Genomic DNA, 22784 nt, shown 5'->3' with positions numbered 1-22784 from the left:
AATATTGAAATGCCGGGGCGCGGGTACCGCGCCCCTACCTAATTTTCGCCCTTGTTCCCGATTACCCCGTTGGGGCTCCCCGGACCTGTCAATGAATGACCCATTCGCTCCTGGGGATGAGTTCGGGCTGGGGCCCCGGGCCGAGCTGGATCAGGTAGCACCCCTTTGAGGCATAGCGCTGCCCCTGGCCGAAACTCAGGCGCGGATAGGTGACGATGGCGTAGGTTTCGTCGTTCATCATATCGATGGCATCCAGGAAGTTTTCCCGGAAAAAGTCGTTTTCCATCATCATCGTCACCCCGGCGAGCATCCAGCCGACAAAGTACATGTCCGACTGGACCCGGAGGTCGCTCAGGGAGAGTTTCTTCATCTTGAGCCAGCTGCGCAGCACCAGTTCCCCCTTGGCCATGTCTTCCGGAAGCCGGTAGGGGTAGGTCAGGTAGAGGCTCTGGCGCAGCGTCTCGGGGATTTTCCCCAGGTGCCCTTCGAGCATTCTCGCCGAGCCGATCAGCACTCGGCCTTGCCCCTGCTCCGGGATCTTGATGGCTTCCAGGTCCCGGGGCTCAAGCCAGAGCAGCACGGTCGCCGAAGGATGCTCGGCGTAGATCCCGCCCAGCAGGCCCTTGTCCAACTCGGCACCTGCGGCCAAGGGCCGCTCCTCCGCCGGGCTCTGGCCCAGTAGCTGCCAGGTTTCCCGGAAGCCCTTGGCCAGGGTCTGACCGCGGAGGTCGTCGCGAAAGACCTGGATGATGGGGCGGCTGCGGGTTTCCTCATCCTGGGTCCGCAAAAAACGCGCGGCCCCCTCGCCCTCCTGGTAGTGCCCCTTGGAGAAATAGACGGTGTACCAGTCGCTGCCGGAGATGACCGGATAATCGGTGATGGGCAGCACGTTGGGGATGCGGTTTTTCTCGCAGAACTCGTGGATCGGCTGCCAGCTGCCGGGGACCATCCCGCCGAGCAGGGCGAACACCGGCTGCTTGCGGTAGTACTCTTCGAGCTGGTCGGGCCAGGTCGAAGGATCGCCCTTGAGGACCCACCGCTCGAGGGTCCACTTGCGATAGGCGGTGGATTTCTTTTTCTTGTAGAAGGGGCCCTCCTTGGCCCGGCGCTCCTGCAGACGGGACTGGCCGTTGTTGGCCCGGACGTGGGCATCGAGCACCCCGAGCATGACCTCGACGCGCTGCGGATCGGCATCCTCCGAATAGACCGTGGCGAAGCGCAAAGTGGTGGGATCGACCCCGGGGGAGAGCTCGGCGCTGAGGTTTTTCAGGTAGTAGACCAAAATCGCCATGTCCCGCTCGTCGAGCTCGTAGCGCGGCATGGTGTAGCTCAGCACCCGGCCGGCGGGATCTTCCCCCACCCAGAGCACCCGCGCCAGGGTCTCGTCGGTGTAGGCCGGTCGCAGTTCCTTGGGCTGCATGCTCGGGTGCATGGAGCCCCATTTGGGCAGGGTTTCCTCGGCTGCCTTGATGTAGGGCTTGTAGAGCTCGCGCCCGTTGGTCGGCAGGGTGATGATCTTGCCCTCCAGGGCCCCCAGGCCGCCGCGCAGGTGGCAGCTTTCACAGCTGAACATGGTGCCGTCGACGGGGATGTCCCCCTGGACGATGGCCTGCATGGGTTCTCCCGAGGGGAGGATGCCGAAGCGGTACATGGCTTCTCCCTGGCGGAGGGCTTCCTGATGGGAGAGACCCGCCACCCCGGAGGGCTCGGCGCATCCCAGGCCCGCCCAGGCCAGCACCAGCATCAGGGCCGGCAGCAGAATCCTGTATCCACCTTCTTTACCTACCTGGCGCAGGGACATGGGATCATTTCTCCAGAAGTTGGTCGTATTCGCTCATCAGGTCGCGGGTGCTCAGCAATCCGTAGATGCGCACCCATTGGTCCTTTCCGGGGCCCTTGAGCAGGTTCAGGGGGTAGTGTCCCATTTTGTCGGGGATATAGGCGTTGAAGGCATGCATGACCCGATCGATGTCCTCCCGGGTCCCGGTGAGAAAGTCCCACCCCTCCTGGGCGCGGTAGCGTTTCAGGTACTCGGTCATGATCTCGGGGGTGTCATATTCGGGGTCGATGGTCACCGAGACCAGGCGCACCTTCTGTTTTGCGTCGGGGCTCAGTTTCTTCTGCAGGTTGGAGAAACCGGCGCTCAGTACCGGGCAGATGGTGGTGCAGGTGCCGTAGATGAAATCGACCATAACCGGAATGTCGGAATCGAGCAGTTCAACCAGGCGGACCTTCTCGCGGTTCTGGTTGGTCAGGATCACGTCGGGAACCTGGTAGTTTTCAACGCTGCGCCGGTAACGGGGCGAATCGGCGGCCGAGGCGCCGAGGGCGGGGGCAAGAACCAGCAGCGCCAGCAGCAGGCTGAAGAGAGGAAACGACCTGAATCTGAGCATCTTGAAACCTCGTCTGATTGCAATGGGGGCCCGCGGGGCCCGGACCAAGATCAATATCCCAGCAGGGTGAACTGGCCGAACAGCATCTGCCAGGAAGCCGTGGTGAGAAACATCAGCATGCACACCAATGCCAGCCACAGCCAGCGTCTTTCGCTGCGCTCCACCTCCCCGCGCAGGCTCGCCCGCCTTTTCAGCGGCTGGGCCAGCCCGGTGAGAAGGCCGAACAGGGTCCCACCGAACAGCCCTAGGTATAGCGGATAGCCGATAAACCGATAGTGCCCCTGGAACATGTCGAAAGGGCAGTGGTGGGTCGGGAGCTGGTAGATGTAAAGCGAGATAAAGGATACCACGGAGGCCAGGGAGATAAAGAACAGCGCCGGCGAAAGCAGGCCCACCAGGTAGCGCCAGAGCCCCAGCCGGCTTTTCAGCGCCAGGCCGACGCAGCCGAACCAGGCGAGCAGGCTGCCGTAGAAGACCTTCATCGTCGGCTCCGGCGGCAGCCCGGCCAGTTCGCCGGCCACCCCGGCTTCCCCCGAACCGAACAGCGACCCGCAACAGGAGGTGATGATCTCCGGCTGCAGCCCCAGAAAGTAGCTCCCTTGCAGGTAGAGGCTGACGCCCAGCAGCGGGGTGAGCAGCAAAAGCGCGCCGTACTTGGGGCGCACCAGCGGGGAATCCTCGGCGCGCTGGTCGAGATGGTTGGCACCCAGCCAGAGCGCCGCGGCGAACACCGCGACCAGCTTGACCGTCAGTGCGCTCCAGCCGACGGGGTTGGCGTTGAGCGCACCGGTGGCGCACATGGCGCCGACGAACAGCGGGTGGATATCGTCGAGGGTGTGGACGAACAGCACCAGGGAAATGATCTCGAATCCCAGGGCGTAATGCACGATGGTGGAGACCAGGTAGGTGCGCCGCTCCAGGGCGAGCTGAACGTCGGAGCTGCTGCGGAAATCCCAGCGGGCGAGGATGCGCAGCGCCAGCGCGCAGGCGTAGAGCATCATGAGAAAGACGATGCCCGAGCCGGCCAGCAGCGCCAGGATGCCCCCGTGCAGGATCATGGCGTCGCGGCTCCGGCGATGCGGCCGTCGTGCATCTCGATGCTGCGGTCCACCAGCGGGTGCTCGAAGATGTAGGGGTCGTGGGTGGCGATGAGAATGGTCTTCCCTTCCGCTTTCAGCCCGCTCAGGATGTCGAGCAGGTCGGCGGCCAGGCGGCTGTCGAGATGGGCGGTCGGCTCGTCGGCCACCAGGATCCGCGGGTTGTTGATCAGCGCCCGGGCGATGGCCACCCGCTGCTGCTCGCCGCCGGAGAGCTGGCGTACCTTGCGCTGGCTTTTTCCGGCCAGGCTGAGTTTCTCCAGCACCGCCGCGGCGCGGCGGCGCATCTCGGCCAGCCTGGTGTCGAGGGGGAAGAGCGGCAGCAGCACATTGTCCTGCACGCTCAGATCGCGCACCAGGTTGAACTGCTGAAAAATGAAGCCGAAGGTCGAACGGCGCACTTCGGTGAGAAAGCGCTCCGGGAGCTTGGCCACGTCGCGCCCTTCCACCAGGATTCTGCCGGCCGATGGGCGCGCCATGCAGCCGACCAGGCTCAGCAGCGAGGTCTTGCCCGAGCCGCTCGGGCCCTTCAGAACCAGCGTCTCGCCGCGGCGCACTCGCAGCGAGGCGTCCCGGACCGCGGCGACCTCATCGGGCTTGCCCCGGTTGTGGATCTTGCTCACGCCCGCGGCGTCGATCAGGATCGTGGATTCCATCTCAACTCCTCATCACCGTTTCCGGGTCGGTCACCGCCGCCTTCCAGGACGGGATCACGGTGCTGGCCACGTAGGGGGCGACAGTCAGAAAGCTCAATACAAACACCTGGTAGAGATCGACGTAGGGGACCAGGTCGAAGCTGGGAAACAGCACCGACCACCCCTTGAGGACCGGGGCGAGCAGGGTCGCGCCCAGCTTGAAAACATGCAGGTAGGCGCCGATGAGCCCGAGCAGCAGGGCGCTCACCGAGATGGCGACCCCTTCCCAGAACTTCAACTCGAGAATATCCGAGGTGTCCCAGCCGATCGCCTTGAGCACCCCGATCTCCCGTTTCTCCTCGGCGCTGATGCCGGTGGCTTTGTCCCAGGCCAGGATGCAGAAGGCCGCCAGGGCGGCGGCGAAGATGGTCAGCATCATGCCGCTGCGCCAGTTGAACACCGCGTCGTAGGTGCGCACGATTTCGCCGCGGGTGATGGGGCGGCTGTCGGGGAGTTCCTTTTTGATCTTGACCGCCACGGTGTCGATCTCCCGCTCGTTGAACACCTCCACGGCGATGTCCGTGGCCATCCCCTCGGGGAGCCCGAAAAATTCGATCACATCCTGCTCGCCGAGCACCACCAGGTCGTTGGTCAGCAGGCTCGATTCGGCCCGGAAGACGCCGGTGACTTCGAACAGGGTGCCGATGTTGCGGCTGTCGATGATGATCAGGTCGTCGCCGGGGGCGAGGATGCGCACCTCGGCGACGCCCACGCCGACGGCGCATTCGCCGGGGGCGGAGGGCATCCGCCCCTCGAGCAGTTCCAGTCCCGGGGTTTCGCCGGAGACCCCGAGCAGGGTGTAGTTGGCCTTGGTCAGCGCGTCGTAATAATAGCCCCAGTAGCGGGGGCGCACCTCGCCGACCCCGGGGATGGTGCCGATCCGCCTGGCGTAGTCCACCGGGACCAGGTCATGACGGCCGGCGGCCAGACGCTGAACCACCAGTTGCGGCGCCTCGGCGAGCAGCTGCCCGGCTTCCTGGCGCAGGGCGTGAGTGATGAAGAGGATCGAGGCCAGTACCGCGACGGTGAAGGCGTAGACCAGGATCAGGGAGAGGTTCTTGAACTTGCGGCGCAGCAGCGAGGCCAGGGCGAATTCGAGGATTTTCAGATGGCGGATCATGGGGCAGCGGGTTTTCCTCTTAGTGGTCGCGCGGCGGCGCGAGTATCGAGCCGGCGGGGAAGTGCTCCAGCGAGCCGGGAAACTCCTGAAACGGGGTGAAATGGTCGGCCTGCGAGGGGTGCCGGGTGTAGCGCGCTTCGCTCCAGATGGCCAGGTCGGTCAGGCCGAGGGATCTCACCAGTTGCAGTTTGCCGGCAAGCTCCCGGGATTGGCGGAGCCTCACCTGCTCCCGGCCCTGGGCCAGCAGTCCGCCCAGCAGCGCCAGGGCGGCCAGGGTCGCGGCGAGGTAGGCGCGGTGGCGCTTCATCGGCTCTGCGGGACTCCGGGGCCGACAATCTCGGCGAAGGTGGTGATTTTTTCGCCGCGGTGGTCGCGCAGGAAGGTCTCGGCGGCCTCCCGTCCGGCGATCGGGATCAGCTCCTTGCCCATCGGCCCCATGACGTCGCTGCCGAGGACGAAGAACACCTCCTCGGCGGCCATCTGCCGGGTCGAGTAGTATTCGGTCACGAACACTCCGGCGACATCTTCAAGGGTGCGGGTCTTGTTGTAGTCGGCGAAGGAGAGGTAGTAGCGGATCATGTCCTTGGGCCCGTCGAAAAAGACCCGGGAGCCGTCCTTGAAGGCGATGGCCGTCACCCAGTTCGGGTGGGGCGCGACGAACATGCCGCAGACCGGGCAGCGGTCACCTGGGCCGGGGCTGATGGCCTCTTCGGCGGACACAGGGGTGAGCAGAGTCGCGGAAAGCAGCAGAGCGAGGGCAAGGCCGGGAATCAGTTTGACGTTCATGGGACGGCTCCGGCTTGGGTTGCAGGGCAGGGTGGGGGGATCAGTAATATTCATACCACAGGACGGGCACCTGGAAAAGACCGAAGGGGGAGTGCGACTCCCCCTTCGGTTTGATTTTCCTGGTATGGGTCCGGAATCAGTTGCTTTGCTTAAGCGGCATTCCGCAGCGGCATTGGCCGGCTTTGGCGGCCACCGTGTTGCAGAAGCAGGATCCGCCGCAGTTGCAGAAGTGGATACCGGTCCCCTTCAGGCTGACCCGCTTGAGCGGCATTCCGCAGCCGCATTTGCTCGGGTCCTTGGCGTCGATGGCGCAGGTGCACCCCTGCTTGCAGGTGCAGAGCAGGGCTTCGTCCCCCTCGATCTTGACCACATGGGTCCACTTGAGATCCTTGCCGCAGGCGCACTTGCCAGGCTCGGCGCTCACCGTGTTGCAGGAGCATTGCGGTCCGCAGTCGCAGACGTAGAGCACGTCGTTGCGCCCGGTATCGGCGGCCGACCGATTGTGGGCGGCACAACCAGCGATGACCAGTAGAAAAGCAATCAGTAGCAGGTAGCAGGTTCTGGAAAACAGGTTCATTCAGGATCTCCTCTCGATTGAAAATTGAAGAATTGTAAAACGCAAAGCTTGGTTGTTCATCGAAAAGTATCAAAATGATGATTGTTCATCAAGTTGTTTTTTTCTATCATGACATTTGCCTTCAATAGCTGGTTGAGTTGTTGTTTTTTAGTTGTGTCCTAAATTGCCTGGTCCTTTTTGTTTACTGATGTAGTGTGTTTGGCGCCCGCCTCCAAGCGGATCTTTTTAATCCTAAAACTGGGGAAAGCCTGCGGTGAATAACCAAAGGGGACCGGAAGGCGGCAGACGAACCGGTGGCGCCGGGGCCGGAAATAAGGATTGGCACTTGCCAACGGACGCTGAATCCATTAACCTTATCATCTGGCTGAAGTAAAGGTTTTTGACCGCTTCGCAGCCCGGGTGGATCGCACGGAGTGATTGGCCTGCTCGACTCCATGACCGGGGAAAAGGCCCAGTGCGCTGAAATGAATAATCAAGTTATGGGGAATGCTCTGATGGGGCCTTTTATCAGGACCTGGCTGCTTGTTGCGCTTTGCCTTGCGCTTGCCTGCCCAGTCTTCGCCGCCCAACCGGATATCCAGCTGAAATCCGATACGCTGATTCACTATTTCGAGCGAGACGTCGGCACCGAGCGGAACAATCAGGTTCTGCCGGTTTACGAGTACCTGCGCCTGGATTATCGCCCCGGCCAGGACTCGGCGGCATCCTTCCATGCCTATGGCTGGATGCGGGTCAACCTGGGGGATGACTTTTTCCAGGACGACACCCAGGGCGAGCTTCTTTACGCCTATCTCCAGTACGCCCCCCGCGACCGCGACTTCCAGATGCGCCTCGGGCGCCAGTATGTCTTCGAGGGGGTCGCCAATGAGAGCGTCGACGGGCTCTACGGGGCGGTGGACATCAATCCTTGGCTCTCCTTCTCCGGATACCTGGGGATGCCGGTCAGCCTCGAGGTGGCCGACGGCCGGGCCGGCGACGGCATTGTCGGCGGCCGCGTCTCCTGGCACCGGCTGGGGAAATACGATCTTGGTCTGTCCTACAAGTTTCTGACCAACGACTCCGATCGTGACGAGGAACTGGCCGGCATCGACCTTTCCCTGGGCTTGCCGGCCAACGTCACGTTGCTCGGACAGGCCACCCGCAACCTGCTGGCCGACCAATGGGGGGAGCACTCCGTCGAGGCGCGGATTCCCCTGTGGCGCTTCGAATTCCGCCCCCAGTACCAGTACTACACTTCCGACGGGTTTTTCTCCGACAAGGACAACACCTCCGGGCCCTTCCGGGCCCAGCCCTTTCTCGAATCCGATACGCGGATCTACGGGGCCGAGGCCTACTTCTATCCCAGCGAAGACTACGAGATCGGCCTCAAGGCCAGACATTACGAATACGACAAGCGCTTCGGCGAGTCCGATTACCTCTCGGCGATCTTCACCTGGAAATGGAAGATCTTCTCCCATTTCGGCGCCGAAGCGGGGCGTATGGAAGGGGACGTGGACGAGAACCGCTATACCCTGGGCCGGGGCTTCTTCTACCTCGACCTGGCCCCGGCCTTCGTTACCGGCGACGTCGTCTATGTCGATTACGACGAGGCGCTCTACAACGAGGACAGCTCGCTTTTCGCCTCGCTGGGGGTCGGCCGGCGATTTTTGCGCAACGCCCTGCGCCTCAAGCTCTCGGCCGACTACAGCTCCGACCCGTATAATGACGAGGATATTCGCACCCTGCTGGTCGCCGAGTACCAGTACGATCGGTGACTCGCTTGCAACCCCGGGCTAGCGGGGTTGAGCCGGGCCCGCACGATCAGGAGTCAGGATGGACAAGAAACTGTTTGCCGGAGTGTTGGCGGCGCTGTTGGCACCGCTGCTGATCATCTCCTGCGCGTCGATGAATGATAGCTACCGGTTGCCGGAGAAACACCCGCCCATTTACGAGATGGGCGAAAGGCGGGTGTTCTGCGTGCGCTGTCACGGGCATGAAACCGAGCCGATTCCCTTCGCGCGCTACAATCACACGGCCTATTTCACCGATTCGCACCGGCTGCTCGCCTACCAGGACGAGAAAGTCTGCAGCCTCTGCCACCAGCAGAGCTTCTGCAACGACTGCCACGTCACCCGCTCCGAGCTCAAGCCGTCGCTGAAGAACCAGACCGAGAATTTCCGGCGGACCCAGCACCGAGGCGATTACCTCTCCCGGCATCGCATCGACGGGCGGGTCGACCCCAGTTCCTGTTTCCGTTGCCACGGCAACCCCAAATCCTCCAAAACCTGTCAGCCCTGCCATGGCCGCTAGCAGTTCGATGAAAGGATTCAAGATGCGTTGCGCTGTCGGGCTCGCCGTTGGCCTGTTGCTGGCGGCACTGTTTGCCGGGTGCTCTTCCAACTCGAGCAGCTCCGACGCTCCGGCTGCCGGCAAGGTCCATGAGGCAGGCTGGCGGTTTCTGCACGATACCGAGGCCCAGGAGGATATCTTCAGCTGCCAGGTCTGCCACGGGGTGGATTTTCGGGGCAACTCACCGGTACCAAGCTGTTTCAGCTGCCACATCGGCGGCCCCCCGTTCCGCATCCACCCCGATCCGGTCGAGGCTGCGCTGGAATGGCGCTTCCCGGTCAATCACGGCACCTGGGCACGGCGCGATATCCGCAGCTGCCAGGGTTGCCACGGCCGCGAGGGCGGCCCGGGCAGCAATCCCCGTTTCGACGTCCCCATCGGGCGCCTGGAGCAGGGGTGCGAGAGCGCCGTGGGCTGTCACGGCAACAATGGCTTCGAATGGGGGCACAATCTCGGAGCCGGCCATCCGGCCTTCGATCCCAACGCCCCGCTCAAACAGGACCAGCTTCACTGGTACGGCACCGAGATCGTCTACCGGGTCGGCGGGGTGGCCGCCCCCTTGTATTACCTGAGTCATTACGATGCGGGGAATCTCTCCGGCTCCTGCGCCCTGTGTCATGGGGCCGGTCTGGGCGGCGGGGTCGGCCCGTCCTGTCTCGCCTGCCACGGCAGCGATCCCCTGGCCAACGTCGCCGGGTGCATCTCCTGCCATGGGCGGCCGGTGGAAGCCCCTGCGGCCTACCTTGCCCGCCTCGGCAGAGCGGACACCCGGGATCCGGTGTTCCTGGGCGAGGTCACCAGGCGCGAGGAGGTGGTCATCGACGATCCCGCCAGCGGCACCCGGGCGGCCCGCGTGGGACACCTGCAGCACGACGCCATCCCCTTCGCCCAGCGCGATTCGCAGGAAGACTGCCGCGTCTGCCATGTCGAGCCGCAGGGGGACCCCGAAGATCCCGATTTCATCAACGACCCCAGGCGCAACGTCAACCGCCATCACCTGCTGGTGGGCACGCCGATCCCGGCCGGCTCGGTGGCCCCCTGCCTGGCCCAGGGGACCTGCGACGTGGGGGACATCTATTTCTGCGACAGTTGTCACGCCTTCCAACTCAATCCCGACACCGGGCTGTTCGAGATCCTGGTCCCCCGCGACTGTGCGGAATGCCACACCGACCTGTTTCCCCAATAGGTCGTCCCGGAAATTTTTCCTTCCGCTCAACCGCTGCTGCCCGGTCTGGCTACCTGCCCCGGGCGGCAGTTTTCATTTTTCGGCCCCGCATTTCGAACCGGCACCGCTTATGCACTGTCCTTGGAGTGCATCCATCAAAAAACCATGGAGGTTTCCGCAGATGAAAATAGCTCTGGTCGTAGACGACGAGCCCCTGATTCGCCGCCAGGTCAAAGAAACCCTGGAAAATTATGGTTTTGACGAGATCGTGGAGGCGGAGAACGGCCGTCAGGCGGTGGATCTCGCCCGGGCGAAAAAGCCCCTGTTGATCATCATGGACGTATCCATGCCTGTTATGGACGGCATCACTGCTGCTGAAAAAATGGGCAAGGAGGTTTCCGCCCCCATCGTCCTGCTGACTGCCACCGCCGATCCCGACACCGTCAAGCGCGCCCGGGAAGCCGGGATCATGAACTACCTGGTAAAACCGTTTCGCGAGGCGCAGGTTTACGCGGCCGTCGATCTTGCCATTCACCACTTCATCGAGGTTTCTTCCCTGCGCGACGAGGTCGCCAGCCTGAAGGAGACCCTGGAGACCCGCAAGGTGGTGGAAAAGGCCAAGGGGCTTTTGATCAGCAAGGGGATGAGCGAACCCGAGGCCTACCGCAAGATGCAGAAGATCGCCATGGACAAGCGCAAGACGCTTCGCGAAGTGGCCGACGCGATCCTGCTGATGGAAAGCTGAGAGCGGGCTCGAGCAGAAGGGATAAAGGGTCAAGGAAAAGCGGGGGGGATGGATGGAAGCTTCGCCGATGAATCTTTGCAATCTGCCGCCATGGGCGATTGCTTCCAGGCATTTCAATGTCCATCCCAAGCCCCTCGAGATCCAGGGGGTGCGGCAGACGAACCGGCTGCTGTTCGAGCGGCTGGAGCGGCTCGATTCGCCGCGGGAGCGGGCTGAGCTGTTTCACGACTACATGGACGTGACCTTTCAACTGCACCAGTGGCAGCAGGAAACCTCGGCGAGTAGCCGCAAGAGCCTCAAGAACAGCTACCTGCGGTTTTTAAAGGGGTGGATGTTCGATTCCAACTCCCCGGCCGGCGCGGTGCTCAAGGGCTGGGTGGAGAGCCGCTTCGGGCTCAGCCCGACCTTTCATCGCGAGCCGATCGAGAGCATCAGCTCCGAGGCCTATTACCAGTTCATGGTCGATCGGATGCAGGGCGCCGCCCGCACCAGCGCCATCCATGCCCAGTTCGACGTGCTCTTCGAGTTCGTCCAGTACGAATTGCGCCGCTCGCTCGGCGAAACCCCGCACCTGACCCTCTACCGTGGGGTCTTCGATTTTGCCGAGCACAAGATCCTGGAGAAGCTGGAGCGGAATCTTTACCTGGTGCGGTTGAACAACCTCAATTCTTTCACCAGCGATTTCGAAAGGGCCTGGGAATTCGGCAGCAAGGTTCTCGAGGCACGGGTGCCGGTCAGCAAGATCTTCTACCGCAGCGGCATTCTCCCCTCTTCCCTGCTCAAGGGGGAAGAGGAGGTGCTGGTGATCGGCGGGGAGTTCGAGGTGAAGGTGCTGACGGGGGGATGAAATCGGAGGCTGGTTGCTGGTGATTGGTTATTGGTGGGCTTCGGCCGCATCTGATCTGACCGATCGGTCGGATCAGACCTATCCGACGGATCTGACGCGGCCGGAAGCACATATGGGTTCAACCGGCAGTGCACCCCGACCTTGTGATTAAATGACAGTATCCCCCCCCAAAAAAGACGCCATCCTCTCCCGCGCCAGGGCCGCCTTTCTCGGGCTGGCCATCGGCGATGCCCTGGGCGCCACCACCGAGTTCATGACCCCGGGGGAGATCCGCGTCCAGTTCAAGGTGCATCGCAAGATCGTCGGCGGCGGCTGGCTGAACCTCAAGCCCGGGCAGGTCACCGACGATACCGAGATGTCCCTGTGCATCGCCCGCGCCCTGACCGCCGCCGGCGGCTGGGACCTGCAGGGGATCGCCGAGAACTTCGTGGGCTGGATGAGATCCAAGCCCATCGACATCGGCTCGACCTGCCGCAAGGGGATTCGCGACTACATGCGCAAGGGGCAGCTCGAAACCCCCTGCAACGAGTGGGACGCCGGCAACGGCGCGGTCATGCGCATGGCCCCGGTTGCGTTGTTTACTCTCGGCGACGAAACCCTGCTTCGGCAGTGTTCCCTGGAACAGGCCCGCATCACTCACCATCACCCGCTTTCCGATGCCGCCTGCATCACCGTGGGGCGCATGGTGCAGCAGGCGCTGCTCGGCGCCGACCGCTTCGACCTGCACACCATCACCCGTGAGCTGGTCGAAACCCACCCCAATTTCCAGTTCAACAACTACCGGGGGAACGCCACCGGCTACGTGGTGGATACCCTGCAGACCGTCTTCCATTTTCTGTTCTCCACAGCCACTTTTGAGGAATGCCTGGTCGGCGTGGTCAACCAGGGGGGCGACGCGGACACCACCGGCGCCATCGCCGGGATGATCGCCGGGGCATTTTACGGCCTCGACGCCTTCCCCCGGCGCTGGGTGAAGAAGATGGATCCGGTCATCCGCGAAGAGGTGGAGGCGGCAGCTGCCGCCCTGGTGCGCCTGTCTCCCCTGCTGGCGAGCAGTGGCGAGCGGCGGGCAACCCTCAGGGGTGGATCTCGATGACCGTCTGGTCGGCGACCAGGCGCCAGATTTCGTCCATGTCGCGGTTGCCCACGGCGATGCACCCTTCGGTCCAGTCGCGGCTCAGGAAGTAATCCTCGTCGTCGCCGTAGCGATTGGGCAGGCCGTGGATCATGATGGCACCCCCGGCCTGAACCCCCAGCTGCTGGGCCCGGCGCAGGTCGTCCTGGTTGGGGTAGGAGATGTGGATGGCACGGTAGAAGCGGCTCTGTTCGTTGCGCCAGTCGAGTACGTAACGCCCTTCCGGGGTGCGGCGGTCGCCTCGGCGGACCTTATGGCCGCGGGGATTTTTTCCCAGGGACACGGGGAAGGAGCGGACCACCTTGTTCCCGCGGTAGAGGTACAGGGTGCGGATCGATTTTTTCACCACCACCCGGTCGACTTTCGGGGCAGGGCTGGCCAACGCCGGCCCGGCCCAGCCCTGGGCGAGGGCCAGGATCAGAAATGTCAGCAGGGTTTGTCCGAGTCGTGTCATGCGCAACCTCTCCTGGCCCGGTGTCTTTCTCCTGACAGCGCATCCAAGTGCATGAAAAACAATGACAATCCGCCTCCGAAGACGGTCCGTGCCCTATTGCTTTAGCAAGGCCCGTGCCTCACTGTGAGGCCTCAGCCTCTCCCTCGAAAACTCCCTAGTCCTTTCAGCCTGTTAACCAATAACCTGGCTACCGCCCGGTGAGCCCAGACGGGGTCAAGGACTCAGGCGCGCTCCGTGTTATGGCCTTAGTTTTGTCAAATACCCGACTGTCTTGCTGGGCGGGGTTTCCCTCCGCTGGGGATCGAGTATCATTGAAAAGAAGGCACGGGGCTCTTTTGTCCACAGGAGGTGGCCGATGAGATCGGAGCGGATCGAGATCGTGCAGGGGGATATAACCCAAATGGCTGTGGATGCCATAGTCAACGCGGCCAACTCGACACTGCTCGGCGGCGGGGGCGTCGACGGGGCGATTCACCGCGCCGCCGGGCCGGAACTGCTCGAGGAGTGCCGTGGGCTTGGCGGCTGTCCCACCGGCCAGGCCCGGATCACCCAAGGCTACCGGCTTGCCGCCTGCCATGTCATTCACACCGTCGGTCCCGTGTGGCGCGGCGGAGGCCGCGGCGAGGAGCAGCTGCTCGCCGACTGTTACCGCAACTGCCTCAGGTTGGCCGAACAAAACGGCGTCAAAACCATCGCCTTTCCCTCCATCAGCACCGGCGCCTACCGCTTCCCCATCGAGCGGGCCTGCCGCATCGCCCTCCGCGAGGTGCGGGCATTTCTCGCCGCGTCCAAGGTGGTGGAGAAAGCGTATTTCATCTGTTTCTCGGCCGCCGACCTGCTCGCTTATCAAAATGCCGCCGCCGAGGGGGCATAGACTTTTTTGCCCAAGGGCTGGGCAGGGTTTGCTGAAGTTCTGTGCACACTCGCCCCCGGCCGGTCCGCGGCACAAACCGGGCTGGAAATAAATAGCTCAGTGGTTTCATGCTCTTGCAGGTTGCTGCCGGGTTTTGGCACGGCCCCTGCTTTATAGGCGACCGTAACGCGATCGCCGCACGAGGACGTGCCGGTCGATCCATCGGCAACGACGCCCGCTGGAGGAAATCTCTCCGCGGGTATTTTTTTGTTCCACTCGCAACTCAACCAAACAACCTAGGCGCGGCGCCATGGCGGAGCCGCAAGGGCAATGGGGCCCCATCCGGACAGTCCGGGTGGGGCCCGCTTTTTTTCAGATCGGCACTTCTTTCCACCGACCCGGACGAATCAACGGGGATGCCGCCTCGGGGGAGGACGGAAAGAGGGTGCCGGAAAAAACACAGAAAAGAGAGGAAAGAGTCATGGCAGAGAAAAAACTTCGTCAGATCGCAATCTACGGCAAAGGCGGCATCGGCAAGTCCACCACCACCCAGAACACCGTGGCCGGCCTGGCCGCCCTCGGCAAGAAGGTGATGATCATCGGCTGCGACCCCAAGGCTGACTCCACCCGCCTGATTCTGCATGCCAAAGCGCAGGAGACGGTCATGGACAAGGTCCGCGAGCTCGGCACCGTCGAGGACCTGGAACTCTCCGACGTTCTCCGGGTCGGCTACGGCGACGTCAAGTGCGTCGAGTCCGGTGGTCCCGAGCCGGGCGTCGGCTGCGCCGGGCGCGGCGTCATCACCGCCATCAACTTTTGCGAGGAAGAGGGTGCCTACACCCCCGACCTCGACTTCGTCTTCTACGACGTTCTCGGCGACGTCGTCTGCGGCGGGTTCGCCATGCCGATTCGCGAGAACAAGGCCGAAGAGATCTACATCGTGGTTTCCGGCGAGATGATGGCCATGTACGCGGCCAACAACATCTGCAAGGGGATCGTCAAGTACGCCTCTTCCGGCAGCGTGCGCCTTGGCGGCCTGATCTGCAACAGCCGTAACACCGACCGCGAGGCCGAGCTGATCGAGGCCTTGGCCGAGCGTCTCGGCACCCAGATGATCCACTTCGTCCCCCGCGACAACCAGGTGCAGCGCGCGGAACTGCGCCGCATGACCGTCATCGAGTACTCCCCCGAGCACAAGCAGGCTGACGAGTACCGTGAACTGGCCCGGAAAATCTCCGAGAACAAGATGCTGGTCGTCCCCAATCCGCTGGAGATGGACGAACTCGAAGACCTGCTGATGGAGTTCGGCATCATGGAAGCCGAGGACGAGTCGATTGTCGGCAAGGCCGAGAACGCGTAAATTCGGTGAGGAGTGAGGCGTGAGGGGTGAGGTGCAAAAGCCTCTCCCTAACCCTCACCCTGACCTTGACTGAATCGTTGGTGGATGGGGCGGGGACTTTCTCCTCACTCCTCACACCTCACGCCTCACGAGGAGTTATTCATGTCTGAAAAAATAGAGAAAAAATTTATCGAAGGGGTCACCAAGGAGTCGACCCAGGCGGTGATCGACGAGGTCCTCGAGATCTATCCCGCCAAAGGCAAGAAGAAACGGGCCAAGCACCTGGCGCCCAACGACCAGAGCTCCGGCAAGGCCTGCGTGCAGTCGAACAAGAAGACCGTCCCCGGTGTCATGTCCGCCCGCGGCTGCGCCTACGCCGGCGCCAAAGGGGTGGTCTGGGGCCCGATCCGCGACATGGTCCACGTCTCCCACGGCCCGGTCGGCTGCGGTTGGTACTCCTGGGGGACCCGGCGCAACCTGATGACCGGCAAGCTGGGTGTCGATCAGTTCGGCATGCAGTTCACCTCCGACTTCCAGGAAAAAGACGTCGTCTACGGTGGTGACAAGAAGCTCAAGACCCTGATCCACGAGGCCAAGGAGCTCTTCCCCCTGGCCAAGGGCGTCTCGGTCCTCTCCGAGTGCCCGGTGGGCCTGATCGGCGATGACATCAACTCCGTCGCCAAGCAGACCGCCCAGGAGCTCGATATTCCGGTCATCCCCTGTAACTGCGAGGGTTTCCGCGGGGTCTCCCAGTCGCTTGGTCACCACATCTCCAACGACACCATCCGCGACTACATCATCGAAACCCGCGAGTTTGCCGAGCCCATCGGCCCCTACGACATCGCCCTGATCGGCGAGTACAACATTGGCGGCGACGCCTGGTCGACCAAGCCTCTGCTCGAGGAGTGCGGCTTCAACGTCAAGTCGGTCTGGACCGGCGACGGCGAGCTCGAGAAGATCGCCGCCACCCACCAGGTGCGGCTCAACGTCATCCACTGCTACCGCTCCATGAACTACATGTGCAAGGTCATGGAAGAGAAGTACGGGATTCCCTGGATCGAACTGAACTTCTTCGGTCCGACCAAGATCAGGGAATCGCTGCGCAAGCTGGCCGAGCTCTTCGACGACAACATCAAGCAGAAGGTCGAGGCGGTTATCGCCAAGTACGACCCGGTCTGCCAGGCGATCATCGACGAAGTCAAGCCTCGCCTCGAAGGCAAGAAGGTCATGATCTACGTCGGCGGCCTGCGCCCCCGTCACACCATCGGCGCCTACGAAGACCTGGGGATGACCTGCGTCGGCAGCGGTTACGAGTTCGCCCACTCGGATGACTACGACCGCACCGCCCCGGAGATGCCCGAAGCGACGGTGGTCTTCGACGACGCCTCCGAGCTCGAGTTGGAGCACTTCGCCCACGCCATGAAGCCCGACCTGGTGGCTTCCGGGATCAAAGAGAAGTACGTCTTCCAGAAGATGGGCCTGCCTTTCCGCCAGATGCACAGCTGGGACTACTCCGGTCCCTACCATGGCTACAAGGGCTTCCCGATCTTCGCCCGCGACATCGACATGGCGATCAACTCGCCCACTTGGGACCTGGTCAAGTCGCCCTTCTGAGGTTGAACGATATGTAGGGGCGATCCTTGTGGTCGCCCTGGACCGGGCGAGTGCCCAGGCAAGGGTGAATGGTAGATTCGCCCCTACGAAGAAACGCAATATTTTTCGGCGGCGTGACGGATGAGTCCGCTGCCAGGAGATACGACGATGGCCAACAATCTTGGATTAGAAGTCAAGCCGGTGACCGAGACTCCCGCCGAGGAGATCGAACGGGTCGCCAACTGGATCAATACCGAAGAGTACAAAGAGCTCAACTTCAAGCGCGAAGCGCTGGTGGTCATGCCGCCCCACACCTGCCAGCCGCTGGGCGCCGAACTGGTCGCCCACGCCTTCGAAGGCTCGCTCCCCTTCGTGCACGGCTCCCAGGGGTGCGCCTCCTACTACCGCTCGACCCTCAACCGCCACTTCCGCGAGCCGGCGCCGGCGGTTTCCGACTCCATGACCGAGGACGGCGCGGTGTTCGGCGGGCAGAACAACCTGCACGAGGGCCTGGAGAACTGCATCGCCCTGTACAAGCCGAAGATGATCTCCATTTTCACCTCCTGCATGCCGGAGATCATCGGCGACGACCTGACCGCGTTCATCAAGAACGCCCGCAACAAGGGGCTGGTGCCGGATGAGATCCCGACCCCCTACGCCAACACCCCCAGCTTCAACGGCTCGCACATCCACGGCTACGACGCCATGCTGCTGTCGATCCTGCAGACCCTCACCGAAGAGAAGAAGGTTGACGGGCGCTGCACCGGCAAGCTCAACCTGATCCCCGGCTTCGACGCCAACACCGGCAACTTCCGCGAGTACAAGCGGATCTTCGCCGAGTTCGGCATCGAAGGGGTGATCCTCGGCGACATCTCCGATGTCTTCGACTCGCCCCTCGACGGCACCTACCGGGTCTACGCCGGCGGGACTCCCCTCGACGAAGCCGGCGACTCCATCAACGGCAAGGCCACCATCAGCCTCGGCCCCTGGTCGGCGGCCAAGACCTTCAAGTGGGTTGGCGAGAATTACGCCGGCAAGCACGCCGCCATCCCCATGCCGCTGGGCATCGCCAAGACCGACGCCTTCCTGATGCAGATCAGCGAGCTGATGGGCAAGCCGATTCCCGAGAGCCTCAAGGCCGAGCGCGGCCGCGCGGTGGACGCCATGACCGACGCCCACCAGTACATCCACGGCAAGAAATTCGCCCTCTACGGCGACCCGGACCAGCTGCTCGGCTACATCTCCTTCCTGCTCGAAATGGGTGCGGTTCCCTACCACATCCTCTGCAGCAAGGGGAGCAAGAAGGTGGCCAAGGAGATCCAGGCGCTGCTCGACAGCTCGCCCTTCGGCCAGCAGGGGAAGATCTACATGGGCAAGGACCTCTGGCACATGCGCAGCCTGCTGATGACCGACCCGGTCGACGGCCTGATCGGCGACACCCACGGCAAGTTCATCGCCCGCGACGCAGGGATCCCGCTGTTCCGCTTCGGCTTCCCGGTCTTCGACCGGGTCAACCTGCATCGCAGCCCGATCATCGGCTACCAGGGCGCGATCAACATGCTCAGCGCCATCTGCAACAAGTTCCTCGACATCGTCGACGAGACCTGCGAAGAGCGGCAGTTTGAAATGATGCGCTAAGGCCTCAGGCCTTAGCGAGGCACCAGGAGTCAGGTTTCAGGAATCAGGAAGGAAAAGGAATTTTCTGACACCTGATTCCTGACTCCTGAAACCTGTTTCCCGAAGGGAAACGTCATGATCCGCACCCGCCGTTTCGACATTATCGGTGGCAGCACCAGGAAAGGACTTGCCATGAAAGTCGCGTTCGCCAGTACCGACAAAGTGCACATCGATGGACATTTCGGCCAGGCCGAAGAATTCTACATCTGGAACATCGGGCCGGAAGAGGCGAGTTTTGCCGGCGTGGTGCAGGTTCAGGCCGAGGCCGAGATGGGCCACAGCGACGACAAGATCGAAGCGCGCGGTGCGGCGCTCGCCGATTGCGCGCTGGTCTATGTCGCCGAAATCGGCGGACCGGCGGCCGCCCGGCTGGTTGCCAAGCGGATCCACCCGCTCAAGAGCAAGGACAGGGAACCGATCACCGACGTGATCGCCAAGCTCCAGGAGGTCCTCAAGGGCAACCCGCCCCCCTGGCTGCGTAAGGCGATGCTGAAAAGCGAACGGCCGGGGTTTGCCGACAATTAACGTAGGGGCGCACCTGGGTGTGCGCCCTTCACGGGAAAAAGGGCAGACACACAACTCTGCCCCTACAGATCATTAACCAGAAGGAGAAGTACCCATGGCTTATCTGACCGGATTGACCAAAGGGGGCGCCACCTGGACCCCGACCTTCGTCGAGGCGATCGACGAGGAAAAGTGCATCGGCTGCGGCCGCTGCTTCAAGTCCTGCGCCCGCAAGGTGCTTGGCCCCCTGGACCTGGAAGACGAGGAAAGCGAATCGATCCGCATGGTCATGACCATTGTCGCCGGGGACAACTGCATCGGCTGCGCCGGCTGTGGCGTGGGCTGCCCGAAGAAGTGCTTCAGCTTTAAACCGATGGAAGTTTGACAACCGTAAGGAGTGAGGGGTGAGGAGTGAGGCGCAAAAAGCGTTTTTCAACTCCTCACTCCTTACGCCTCACCCCTCACGGAGTATTTTATGCGTATCGCCGTCGCATCAAAATCCGGCAAGGAAGTCGACCAACACTTCGGGCATGCCGAACGGTTTCTGGTCTACGATTACTCCCGCGATGGGTCCACCCTGGTCCGGGAGGTTCCGGTGGACAAGTACTGCTCCTTCGACGCGGAAAACCCCATGCGGCACAACCGGCTGGACACCATCACCGAGGGGCTGCACGACTGCCGGGCGGTGGTCAGCGCCATGATCGGCGACTACCCCAAGCAGGAGTTGAAAAAGGCCGGGATCGAGGCCCTGAGTGTCGCCGGCCCCATCGAAAAGGTTCTCGCCGCGGTTCACGACCGGTTGTGCGGCGGAGGGTGTCAGACTTGTAACAAGTGATGAGTAATGAGTGATAAGTGAGGAGTTGAAAAGCCTTTGCTGATCACTTATCACTCATTACTCATCACGCTTTTGCCGTTCCATTTCCAGAGATGCAATTGCCTGTGGCTTGGGCAGAAAGGTTTTGAGGGAGCCTTTCTGCCCTTTTTTTTGTTTTTTCACCGGGGCGCAGGCCTGTCAGATCTTGCCCACCGGCGCCAGGTAGAGGGTGAATTCCTCCTCGCCGTCCACCGCCGGCAGACGGTCCATCCGCTGCTGATGGTAGGCGGCGATGGCTTCGAGCAGGTCGGTGCCGGCAAAGCCGCCGAAGGATTCGCGGCCGGGCAGGGGGATGAGGGGCTGGTCGGGGCGGGGTGGCTTCTGCAGGGGCGGTGGGTCGATCCCCTGGTGCTGGTCGGTGAGATGGAAGTTGATGGTCAGCCCAGCGAGTCCTTGAGAAACTCGCGGTAGCGGGAGAGTTCGCTGCTGTCCATGGGGCGACTCCTTTCTGCCGGTAGGGGCGCGGTCTTGCCGCCCTGGGCGCTGGAACCGCGCCCCTACCACAAAAGCAGGATTTCGCTATTGATCCACCGGCGCGATAAATTATAGCGCAGCAGCGTCTCCCCCCCTGTTTATTCGCCTTGCCCCTCCTGCGTTTCGTCGCTCTGGCTGACCAGTTTCTTGAGCCAGGCGATCTCATCGGGGACGAACTCCTTGGCGAAGCCGCTGCCGATGTTCACCGCCCAGTGCAGACCCGGGGGCGTCATCCCGGCGATGGCGTGCCCGGGGAGGACGGCGTAGCTGACCTGTTTCTTGGCCCACTGGCTGAGCCGCTGCTCGCTGTCGAAGAGCATCATGTAGCGCTTGCCCTCGGACTGAACAATGATCGGGGCGATGGACTCGTTGGCGGCGATTTCGGTTTTTCCGGCCCAGGCCTGCTCGTCGTTGGTGGGGATAAAGAATTGGGTATTGAGCACCAGCTCGTAATAGGGGCCTTGCTCGTTAGCGTCCTGGATATATTTATCCAGGGCCTTGTCCAGTTCGTTCATGGCAAATTCCTTTTCGCTGCTCAGCGGTTGGTGGTGACGCAGGGACAGTTTTTCGGGTCCCGGGGGCCGACCGAATCGAGGGCCAGGCCGATCCAGTTGTGGACCTGCTGCACATCGAAGCCGGCCAGGCGCTCGCTGCCGACCTGCATCAGCGGGCGGACGATAAACAGAGGCTCCTGGACCATCAGCTCGAGCGCCTGTTCGGCGCTTACCGCGGCGGGATCGATGGTCCCGGCCTTGACCTGGGGGTTGCTCGGGTTGAACCACTCGGCCACCGGGCGCTGGCCGAAAAACTGGGCCAGGGTTTCCTGCGTCCAGGGTTCGGTCAACAGGTTGCGCACCTCCAGCTCGTGCCCGGAGGCGAGCAGGATCTCCTTCTGTCGGGCGTTTCCCTTGCATCCGGGCTTTTCCCAGAAAATGATGCGGGCCATAGCGGTCACTCCTTTATCTGCGTAAAAAATTCTCGAGAGCCGATGGGTACGGCCCAGATTTTTTGAAAAATTTATTCAGGCCAGGCACTGCCCCTCATTGCAACCGTACTGGCCTACTCCGGCGCGAAGCAAAGGGCGTAGTCGCTGCACACCCCGCAGTTGGGGGATTTGCACAGCTGCGAGCCGTGCCGCTCGCAGACCTGCTTGAACAGGTAGCGCTTCCAGCGCATCCCCTTGTCGTTGGCGGCGGCCAGGGAGGGGAGCAGCCGCCGGATGGCCGCGCTCAGCTCGGGGCGCTCGAACAGGCCCATGGCGACCCACAGGTGGCCGGGGTGCGCGGCGCGGGCGGCGATGATCCTGGCCAGCCAGGCGGCGGGTTGGCGGAGCGCCTCGTCGGGACCGCCAGGGACATGGGAAAGCAGAATTTCCAGGATTTCCGGGTTGATTTCCGGCGCGGGCCGGCGGTTCTCGGGGGGGGCGGGGAGAAGCGCCGGGTCGAAGCCGGGGAAAAACAACTGGCGCAGGGCCTCCAACTCCTCGGCGGAAAGGCCCAGGGAGGAGGCCAGGCCGTGGGGCTCTTGGGCCGCCACGGCAAGCAGGCAGGCGAACAGGTGGCGGTCCTCCCGGGCCACCCCTTCGGGGGCGGCGCTGCGCATAAGGGCGCGGTAGAGCGGGTCCTCGGCGTCAAGGAGCGGGCCATGCTCGTCGGGGTGGGCGCTCCGGTGGTCGGCCTGGACCGTTTGGCCCTGGGCGCGGGCGCTTTCCACCGCGCCGTGCAGGGCCTCCACGGCCAGCTCGGCGCAATAGCCGCGCTCGTTCGGCAGTCCTTCGAGCACGGCATCGACGCGTGCCGGCGAGATCGCCAGCGCTTCCTCGAGGGTGTGGCCGACCGCCAGTTCGGCCGCGACGGCACAGGCGGCGATGGTGAAGCCGCAGCCGAAGACCTGGAAGCGTAGATCCGCCACCCGGCCTTCGCGGGTGCGGATGGCAAAACGCACCGCCAGGCGTCGGCCGGCTTCGCCGGCCTCCAGGCCCACCTCGCCGACGCCGTCGGGCTCGGGCAACTCGCCGGCCCGCCGCGTATCGGCGGCCCAGCGCAGGATGGTGTCGGTGTAGCCAGTCATTTTCTGCCTTTTCGCCTTGGGCCGCGGCCGATCCGTCGGATCCGGCCGATCGGTCAGA

26 protein-coding genes are annotated in these 22784 nt (G+C 62.9%); 13 read left to right on the top strand and 13 right to left on the bottom strand.

The genetic code is table 11. The features are described from left to right. Window positions 1-88 precede the first annotated feature (88 nt). The 8 genes from DESUT3_RS18400 to DESUT3_RS18365 form a co-directional block, all read right to left on the bottom strand. Complete coding sequence (locus tag DESUT3_RS18400) at window positions 89-1801, bottom strand: amino acid ABC transporter substrate-binding protein (protein ID WP_221249946.1); 1713 nt, start codon at window positions 1799-1801, stop codon at window positions 89-91. Between the two features lie 4 nt (window positions 1802-1805). Then, on the bottom strand, window positions 1806-2393 hold the full coding sequence (locus DESUT3_RS18395; protein WP_221249945.1) for an SCO family protein: 588 nt from the start codon (window positions 2391-2393) through the stop codon (window positions 1806-1808). A gap of 50 nt (window positions 2394-2443) precedes the next feature. Further along, complete coding sequence (locus tag DESUT3_RS18390) at window positions 2444-3451, bottom strand: hypothetical protein (protein ID WP_221249944.1); 1008 nt, start codon at window positions 3449-3451, stop codon at window positions 2444-2446. Further along, complete coding sequence (locus DESUT3_RS18385) at window positions 3448-4146, bottom strand: ABC transporter ATP-binding protein (protein WP_221249943.1); 699 nt, start codon at window positions 4144-4146, stop codon at window positions 3448-3450. The genes DESUT3_RS18390 and DESUT3_RS18385 overlap by 4 nt, the downstream gene beginning before the upstream one ends. Window position 4147: 1 nt before the next feature. After that, the gene (locus DESUT3_RS18380) at window positions 4148-5305 is read right to left on the bottom strand and encodes an ABC transporter permease (RefSeq protein WP_221249942.1); all 1158 of its coding nucleotides are present in this window, start codon (window positions 5303-5305) and stop codon (window positions 4148-4150) included. A 19-nt stretch (window positions 5306-5324) separates the two neighbouring features. After that, window positions 5325-5612, bottom strand: a complete 288-nt coding sequence (locus DESUT3_RS18375; protein WP_221249941.1) for a hypothetical protein — start codon at window positions 5610-5612, stop codon at window positions 5325-5327. Further along, the gene (locus DESUT3_RS18370) at window positions 5609-6091 is read right to left on the bottom strand and encodes a nitrous oxide reductase accessory protein NosL (RefSeq protein ID WP_221249940.1); all 483 of its coding nucleotides are present in this window, start codon (window positions 6089-6091) and stop codon (window positions 5609-5611) included. Before DESUT3_RS18370 ends, DESUT3_RS18375 begins: the two co-directional genes overlap by 4 nt. Before the next feature lie 136 nt (window positions 6092-6227). Then, complete coding sequence (locus tag DESUT3_RS18365; RefSeq protein ID WP_221249939.1) at window positions 6228-6668, bottom strand: hypothetical protein; 441 nt, start codon at window positions 6666-6668, stop codon at window positions 6228-6230. A 494-nt stretch (window positions 6669-7162) separates the two neighbouring features. Here DESUT3_RS18365 and DESUT3_RS18360 point away from each other — a divergent pair, with 494 nt between their 5' ends. The 6 genes from DESUT3_RS18360 to draG all read left to right on the top strand — a co-directional run bounded on the left by DESUT3_RS18360 (window position 7163) and on the right by draG (window position 12849). Next, window positions 7163-8422 carry a hypothetical protein gene (locus DESUT3_RS18360; protein WP_221249938.1) on the top strand — a complete coding sequence of 420 codons (1260 nt, stop codon included), beginning with the start codon at window positions 7163-7165 and terminating at the stop codon, window positions 8420-8422. Window positions 8423-8480: 58 nt separating this feature from the next. After that, window positions 8481-8957: a cytochrome C gene (locus tag DESUT3_RS18355; protein WP_221249937.1), complete on the top strand. Its 477-nt coding sequence runs from the start codon at window positions 8481-8483 to the stop codon at window positions 8955-8957. Window positions 8958-8979: 22 nt separating this feature from the next. Then, a complete protein-coding gene (locus DESUT3_RS18350; RefSeq protein WP_221249936.1) occupies window positions 8980-10182 on the top strand; it encodes a hypothetical protein in 1203 nt (400 codons plus the stop codon). A 160-nt stretch (window positions 10183-10342) separates the two neighbouring features. Continuing rightward, a complete protein-coding gene (locus DESUT3_RS18345; protein ID WP_221249934.1) occupies window positions 10343-10906 on the top strand; it encodes an ANTAR domain-containing response regulator in 564 nt (187 codons plus the stop codon). A 52-nt stretch (window positions 10907-10958) separates the two neighbouring features. Next, on the top strand, window positions 10959-11753 hold the full coding sequence (locus DESUT3_RS18340; RefSeq protein WP_221249933.1) for an NAD(+)--dinitrogen-reductase ADP-D-ribosyltransferase: 795 nt from the start codon (window positions 10959-10961) through the stop codon (window positions 11751-11753). 151 nt (window positions 11754-11904) lie between these two features. After that, entirely contained in the window at window positions 11905-12849 is a 945-nt protein-coding gene (gene draG / locus DESUT3_RS18335) for an ADP-ribosyl-[dinitrogen reductase] hydrolase (RefSeq protein WP_221249931.1), read from the top strand. On the opposite strand, the gene DESUT3_RS18330 is transcribed toward draG, so the two are convergent. Then, a complete protein-coding gene (locus tag DESUT3_RS18330; protein ID WP_221249929.1) occupies window positions 12830-13342 on the bottom strand; it encodes a L,D-transpeptidase family protein in 513 nt (170 codons plus the stop codon). The two genes, draG and DESUT3_RS18330, sit on opposite strands and share 20 nt — an antisense overlap. A 355-nt stretch (window positions 13343-13697) precedes the next feature. Here DESUT3_RS18330 and DESUT3_RS18325 point away from each other — a divergent pair, with 355 nt between their 5' ends. The 7 genes from DESUT3_RS18325 (at window position 13698) to DESUT3_RS18295 (ending at window position 20143) form a co-directional block, all read left to right on the top strand. Further along, window positions 13698-14216, top strand: coding sequence for an O-acetyl-ADP-ribose deacetylase (locus tag DESUT3_RS18325; protein WP_221249928.1), 519 nt, complete (start codon window positions 13698-13700; stop codon window positions 14214-14216). A gap of 460 nt (window positions 14217-14676) precedes the next feature. Beyond that, window positions 14677-15555, top strand: a complete 879-nt coding sequence (gene nifH, locus DESUT3_RS18320; protein WP_221249927.1) for a nitrogenase iron protein — start codon at window positions 14677-14679, stop codon at window positions 15553-15555. A gap of 141 nt (window positions 15556-15696) precedes the next feature. After that, on the top strand, window positions 15697-17148 hold the full coding sequence (nifD, locus tag DESUT3_RS18315) for a nitrogenase molybdenum-iron protein alpha chain (RefSeq protein WP_221249926.1): 1452 nt from the start codon (window positions 15697-15699) through the stop codon (window positions 17146-17148). Between the two features lie 147 nt (window positions 17149-17295). Beyond that, complete coding sequence (gene nifK, locus DESUT3_RS18310; RefSeq protein ID WP_221249925.1) at window positions 17296-18765, top strand: nitrogenase molybdenum-iron protein subunit beta; 1470 nt, start codon at window positions 17296-17298, stop codon at window positions 18763-18765. Between the two features lie 114 nt (window positions 18766-18879). Next, entirely contained in the window at window positions 18880-19329 is a 450-nt protein-coding gene (gene nifX / locus DESUT3_RS18305; RefSeq protein ID WP_318835957.1) for a nitrogen fixation protein NifX, read from the top strand. Window positions 19330-19423: 94 nt separating this feature from the next. After that, window positions 19424-19693, top strand: a complete 270-nt coding sequence (fdxB, locus tag DESUT3_RS18300) for a ferredoxin III, nif-specific (protein ID WP_221249924.1) — start codon at window positions 19424-19426, stop codon at window positions 19691-19693. A gap of 90 nt (window positions 19694-19783) precedes the next feature. Continuing rightward, window positions 19784-20143, top strand: coding sequence for a NifB/NifX family molybdenum-iron cluster-binding protein (locus DESUT3_RS18295; RefSeq protein WP_221249923.1), 360 nt, complete (start codon window positions 19784-19786; stop codon window positions 20141-20143). Between the two features lie 177 nt (window positions 20144-20320). Here DESUT3_RS18295 and DESUT3_RS18290 read toward each other — a convergent pair whose 3' ends face one another. The 4 genes from DESUT3_RS18290 to DESUT3_RS18275 all read right to left on the bottom strand — a co-directional run bounded on the left by DESUT3_RS18290 (window position 20321) and on the right by DESUT3_RS18275 (window position 22726). Further along, window positions 20321-20686, bottom strand: a complete 366-nt coding sequence (locus DESUT3_RS18290) for a hypothetical protein (RefSeq protein ID WP_221249922.1) — start codon at window positions 20684-20686, stop codon at window positions 20321-20323. Between the two features lie 68 nt (window positions 20687-20754). Continuing rightward, window positions 20755-21171, bottom strand: coding sequence for an SseB family protein (locus tag DESUT3_RS18285; protein ID WP_221249921.1), 417 nt, complete (start codon window positions 21169-21171; stop codon window positions 20755-20757). A 20-nt stretch (window positions 21172-21191) separates the two neighbouring features. Further along, window positions 21192-21602, bottom strand: coding sequence for a thioredoxin domain-containing protein (locus DESUT3_RS18280; RefSeq protein WP_221249920.1), 411 nt, complete (start codon window positions 21600-21602; stop codon window positions 21192-21194). A gap of 113 nt (window positions 21603-21715) precedes the next feature. Beyond that, window positions 21716-22726, bottom strand: coding sequence for a nitrogen fixation protein NifQ (locus tag DESUT3_RS18275; RefSeq protein WP_221249918.1), 1011 nt, complete (start codon window positions 22724-22726; stop codon window positions 21716-21718). Window positions 22727-22784 lie beyond the last annotated feature (58 nt).

Source organism: Desulfuromonas versatilis, from assembly GCF_019704135.1.
Lineage (GTDB): Bacteria > Desulfobacterota > Desulfuromonadia > Desulfuromonadales > NIT-T3 > Desulfuromonas_A > Desulfuromonas_A versatilis.
The sequence above is the reverse complement of the archived record's forward strand: the minus strand, read 5'-3'. Positions and strand labels throughout refer to the sequence as shown.

Coding starts and splice junctions, on each gene's coding strand:
- DESUT3_RS18365 (WP_221249939.1), bottom strand. CDS start 6,668: ATGAACCTGTTTTCCAGAACCTGCTACCTGCTACTGATTGCTTTTCTA.
- DESUT3_RS18360 (WP_221249938.1), top strand. CDS start 7,163: ATGGGGCCTTTTATCAGGACCTGGCTGCTTGTTGCGCTTTGCCTTGCG.
- draG (WP_221249931.1), top strand. CDS start 11,905: ATGACAGTATCCCCCCCCAAAAAAGACGCCATCCTCTCCCGCGCCAGG.
- nifH (WP_221249927.1), top strand. CDS start 14,677: ATGGCAGAGAAAAAACTTCGTCAGATCGCAATCTACGGCAAAGGCGGC.
- nifX (WP_318835957.1), top strand. CDS start 18,880: ATGATCCGCACCCGCCGTTTCGACATTATCGGTGGCAGCACCAGGAAA.
- DESUT3_RS18370 (WP_221249940.1), bottom strand. CDS start 6,091: ATGAACGTCAAACTGATTCCCGGCCTTGCCCTCGCTCTGCTGCTTTCC.
- DESUT3_RS18380 (WP_221249942.1), bottom strand. CDS start 5,305: ATGATCCGCCATCTGAAAATCCTCGAATTCGCCCTGGCCTCGCTGCTG.
- DESUT3_RS18295 (WP_221249923.1), top strand. CDS start 19,784: ATGCGTATCGCCGTCGCATCAAAATCCGGCAAGGAAGTCGACCAACAC.
- DESUT3_RS18355 (WP_221249937.1), top strand. CDS start 8,481: ATGGACAAGAAACTGTTTGCCGGAGTGTTGGCGGCGCTGTTGGCACCG.
- DESUT3_RS18285 (WP_221249921.1), bottom strand. CDS start 21,171: ATGAACGAACTGGACAAGGCCCTGGATAAATATATCCAGGACGCTAAC.
- DESUT3_RS18280 (WP_221249920.1), bottom strand. CDS start 21,602: ATGGCCCGCATCATTTTCTGGGAAAAGCCCGGATGCAAGGGAAACGCC.
- DESUT3_RS18350 (WP_221249936.1), top strand. CDS start 8,980: ATGCGTTGCGCTGTCGGGCTCGCCGTTGGCCTGTTGCTGGCGGCACTG.
- DESUT3_RS18340 (WP_221249933.1), top strand. CDS start 10,959: ATGGAAGCTTCGCCGATGAATCTTTGCAATCTGCCGCCATGGGCGATT.
- nifK (WP_221249925.1), top strand. CDS start 17,296: ATGGCCAACAATCTTGGATTAGAAGTCAAGCCGGTGACCGAGACTCCC.
- DESUT3_RS18275 (WP_221249918.1), bottom strand. CDS start 22,726: ATGACTGGCTACACCGACACCATCCTGCGCTGGGCCGCCGATACGCGG.
- DESUT3_RS18325 (WP_221249928.1), top strand. CDS start 13,698: ATGAGATCGGAGCGGATCGAGATCGTGCAGGGGGATATAACCCAAATG.
- DESUT3_RS18345 (WP_221249934.1), top strand. CDS start 10,343: ATGAAAATAGCTCTGGTCGTAGACGACGAGCCCCTGATTCGCCGCCAG.
- DESUT3_RS18390 (WP_221249944.1), bottom strand. CDS start 3,451: ATGATCCTGCACGGGGGCATCCTGGCGCTGCTGGCCGGCTCGGGCATC.
- DESUT3_RS18385 (WP_221249943.1), bottom strand. CDS start 4,146: ATGGAATCCACGATCCTGATCGACGCCGCGGGCGTGAGCAAGATCCAC.
- DESUT3_RS18375 (WP_221249941.1), bottom strand. CDS start 5,612: ATGAAGCGCCACCGCGCCTACCTCGCCGCGACCCTGGCCGCCCTGGCG.
- DESUT3_RS18400 (WP_221249946.1), bottom strand. CDS start 1,801: ATGTCCCTGCGCCAGGTAGGTAAAGAAGGTGGATACAGGATTCTGCTG.
- DESUT3_RS18330 (WP_221249929.1), bottom strand. CDS start 13,342: ATGACACGACTCGGACAAACCCTGCTGACATTTCTGATCCTGGCCCTC.
- DESUT3_RS18395 (WP_221249945.1), bottom strand. CDS start 2,393: ATGCTCAGATTCAGGTCGTTTCCTCTCTTCAGCCTGCTGCTGGCGCTG.
- nifD (WP_221249926.1), top strand. CDS start 15,697: ATGTCTGAAAAAATAGAGAAAAAATTTATCGAAGGGGTCACCAAGGAG.
- fdxB (WP_221249924.1), top strand. CDS start 19,424: ATGGCTTATCTGACCGGATTGACCAAAGGGGGCGCCACCTGGACCCCG.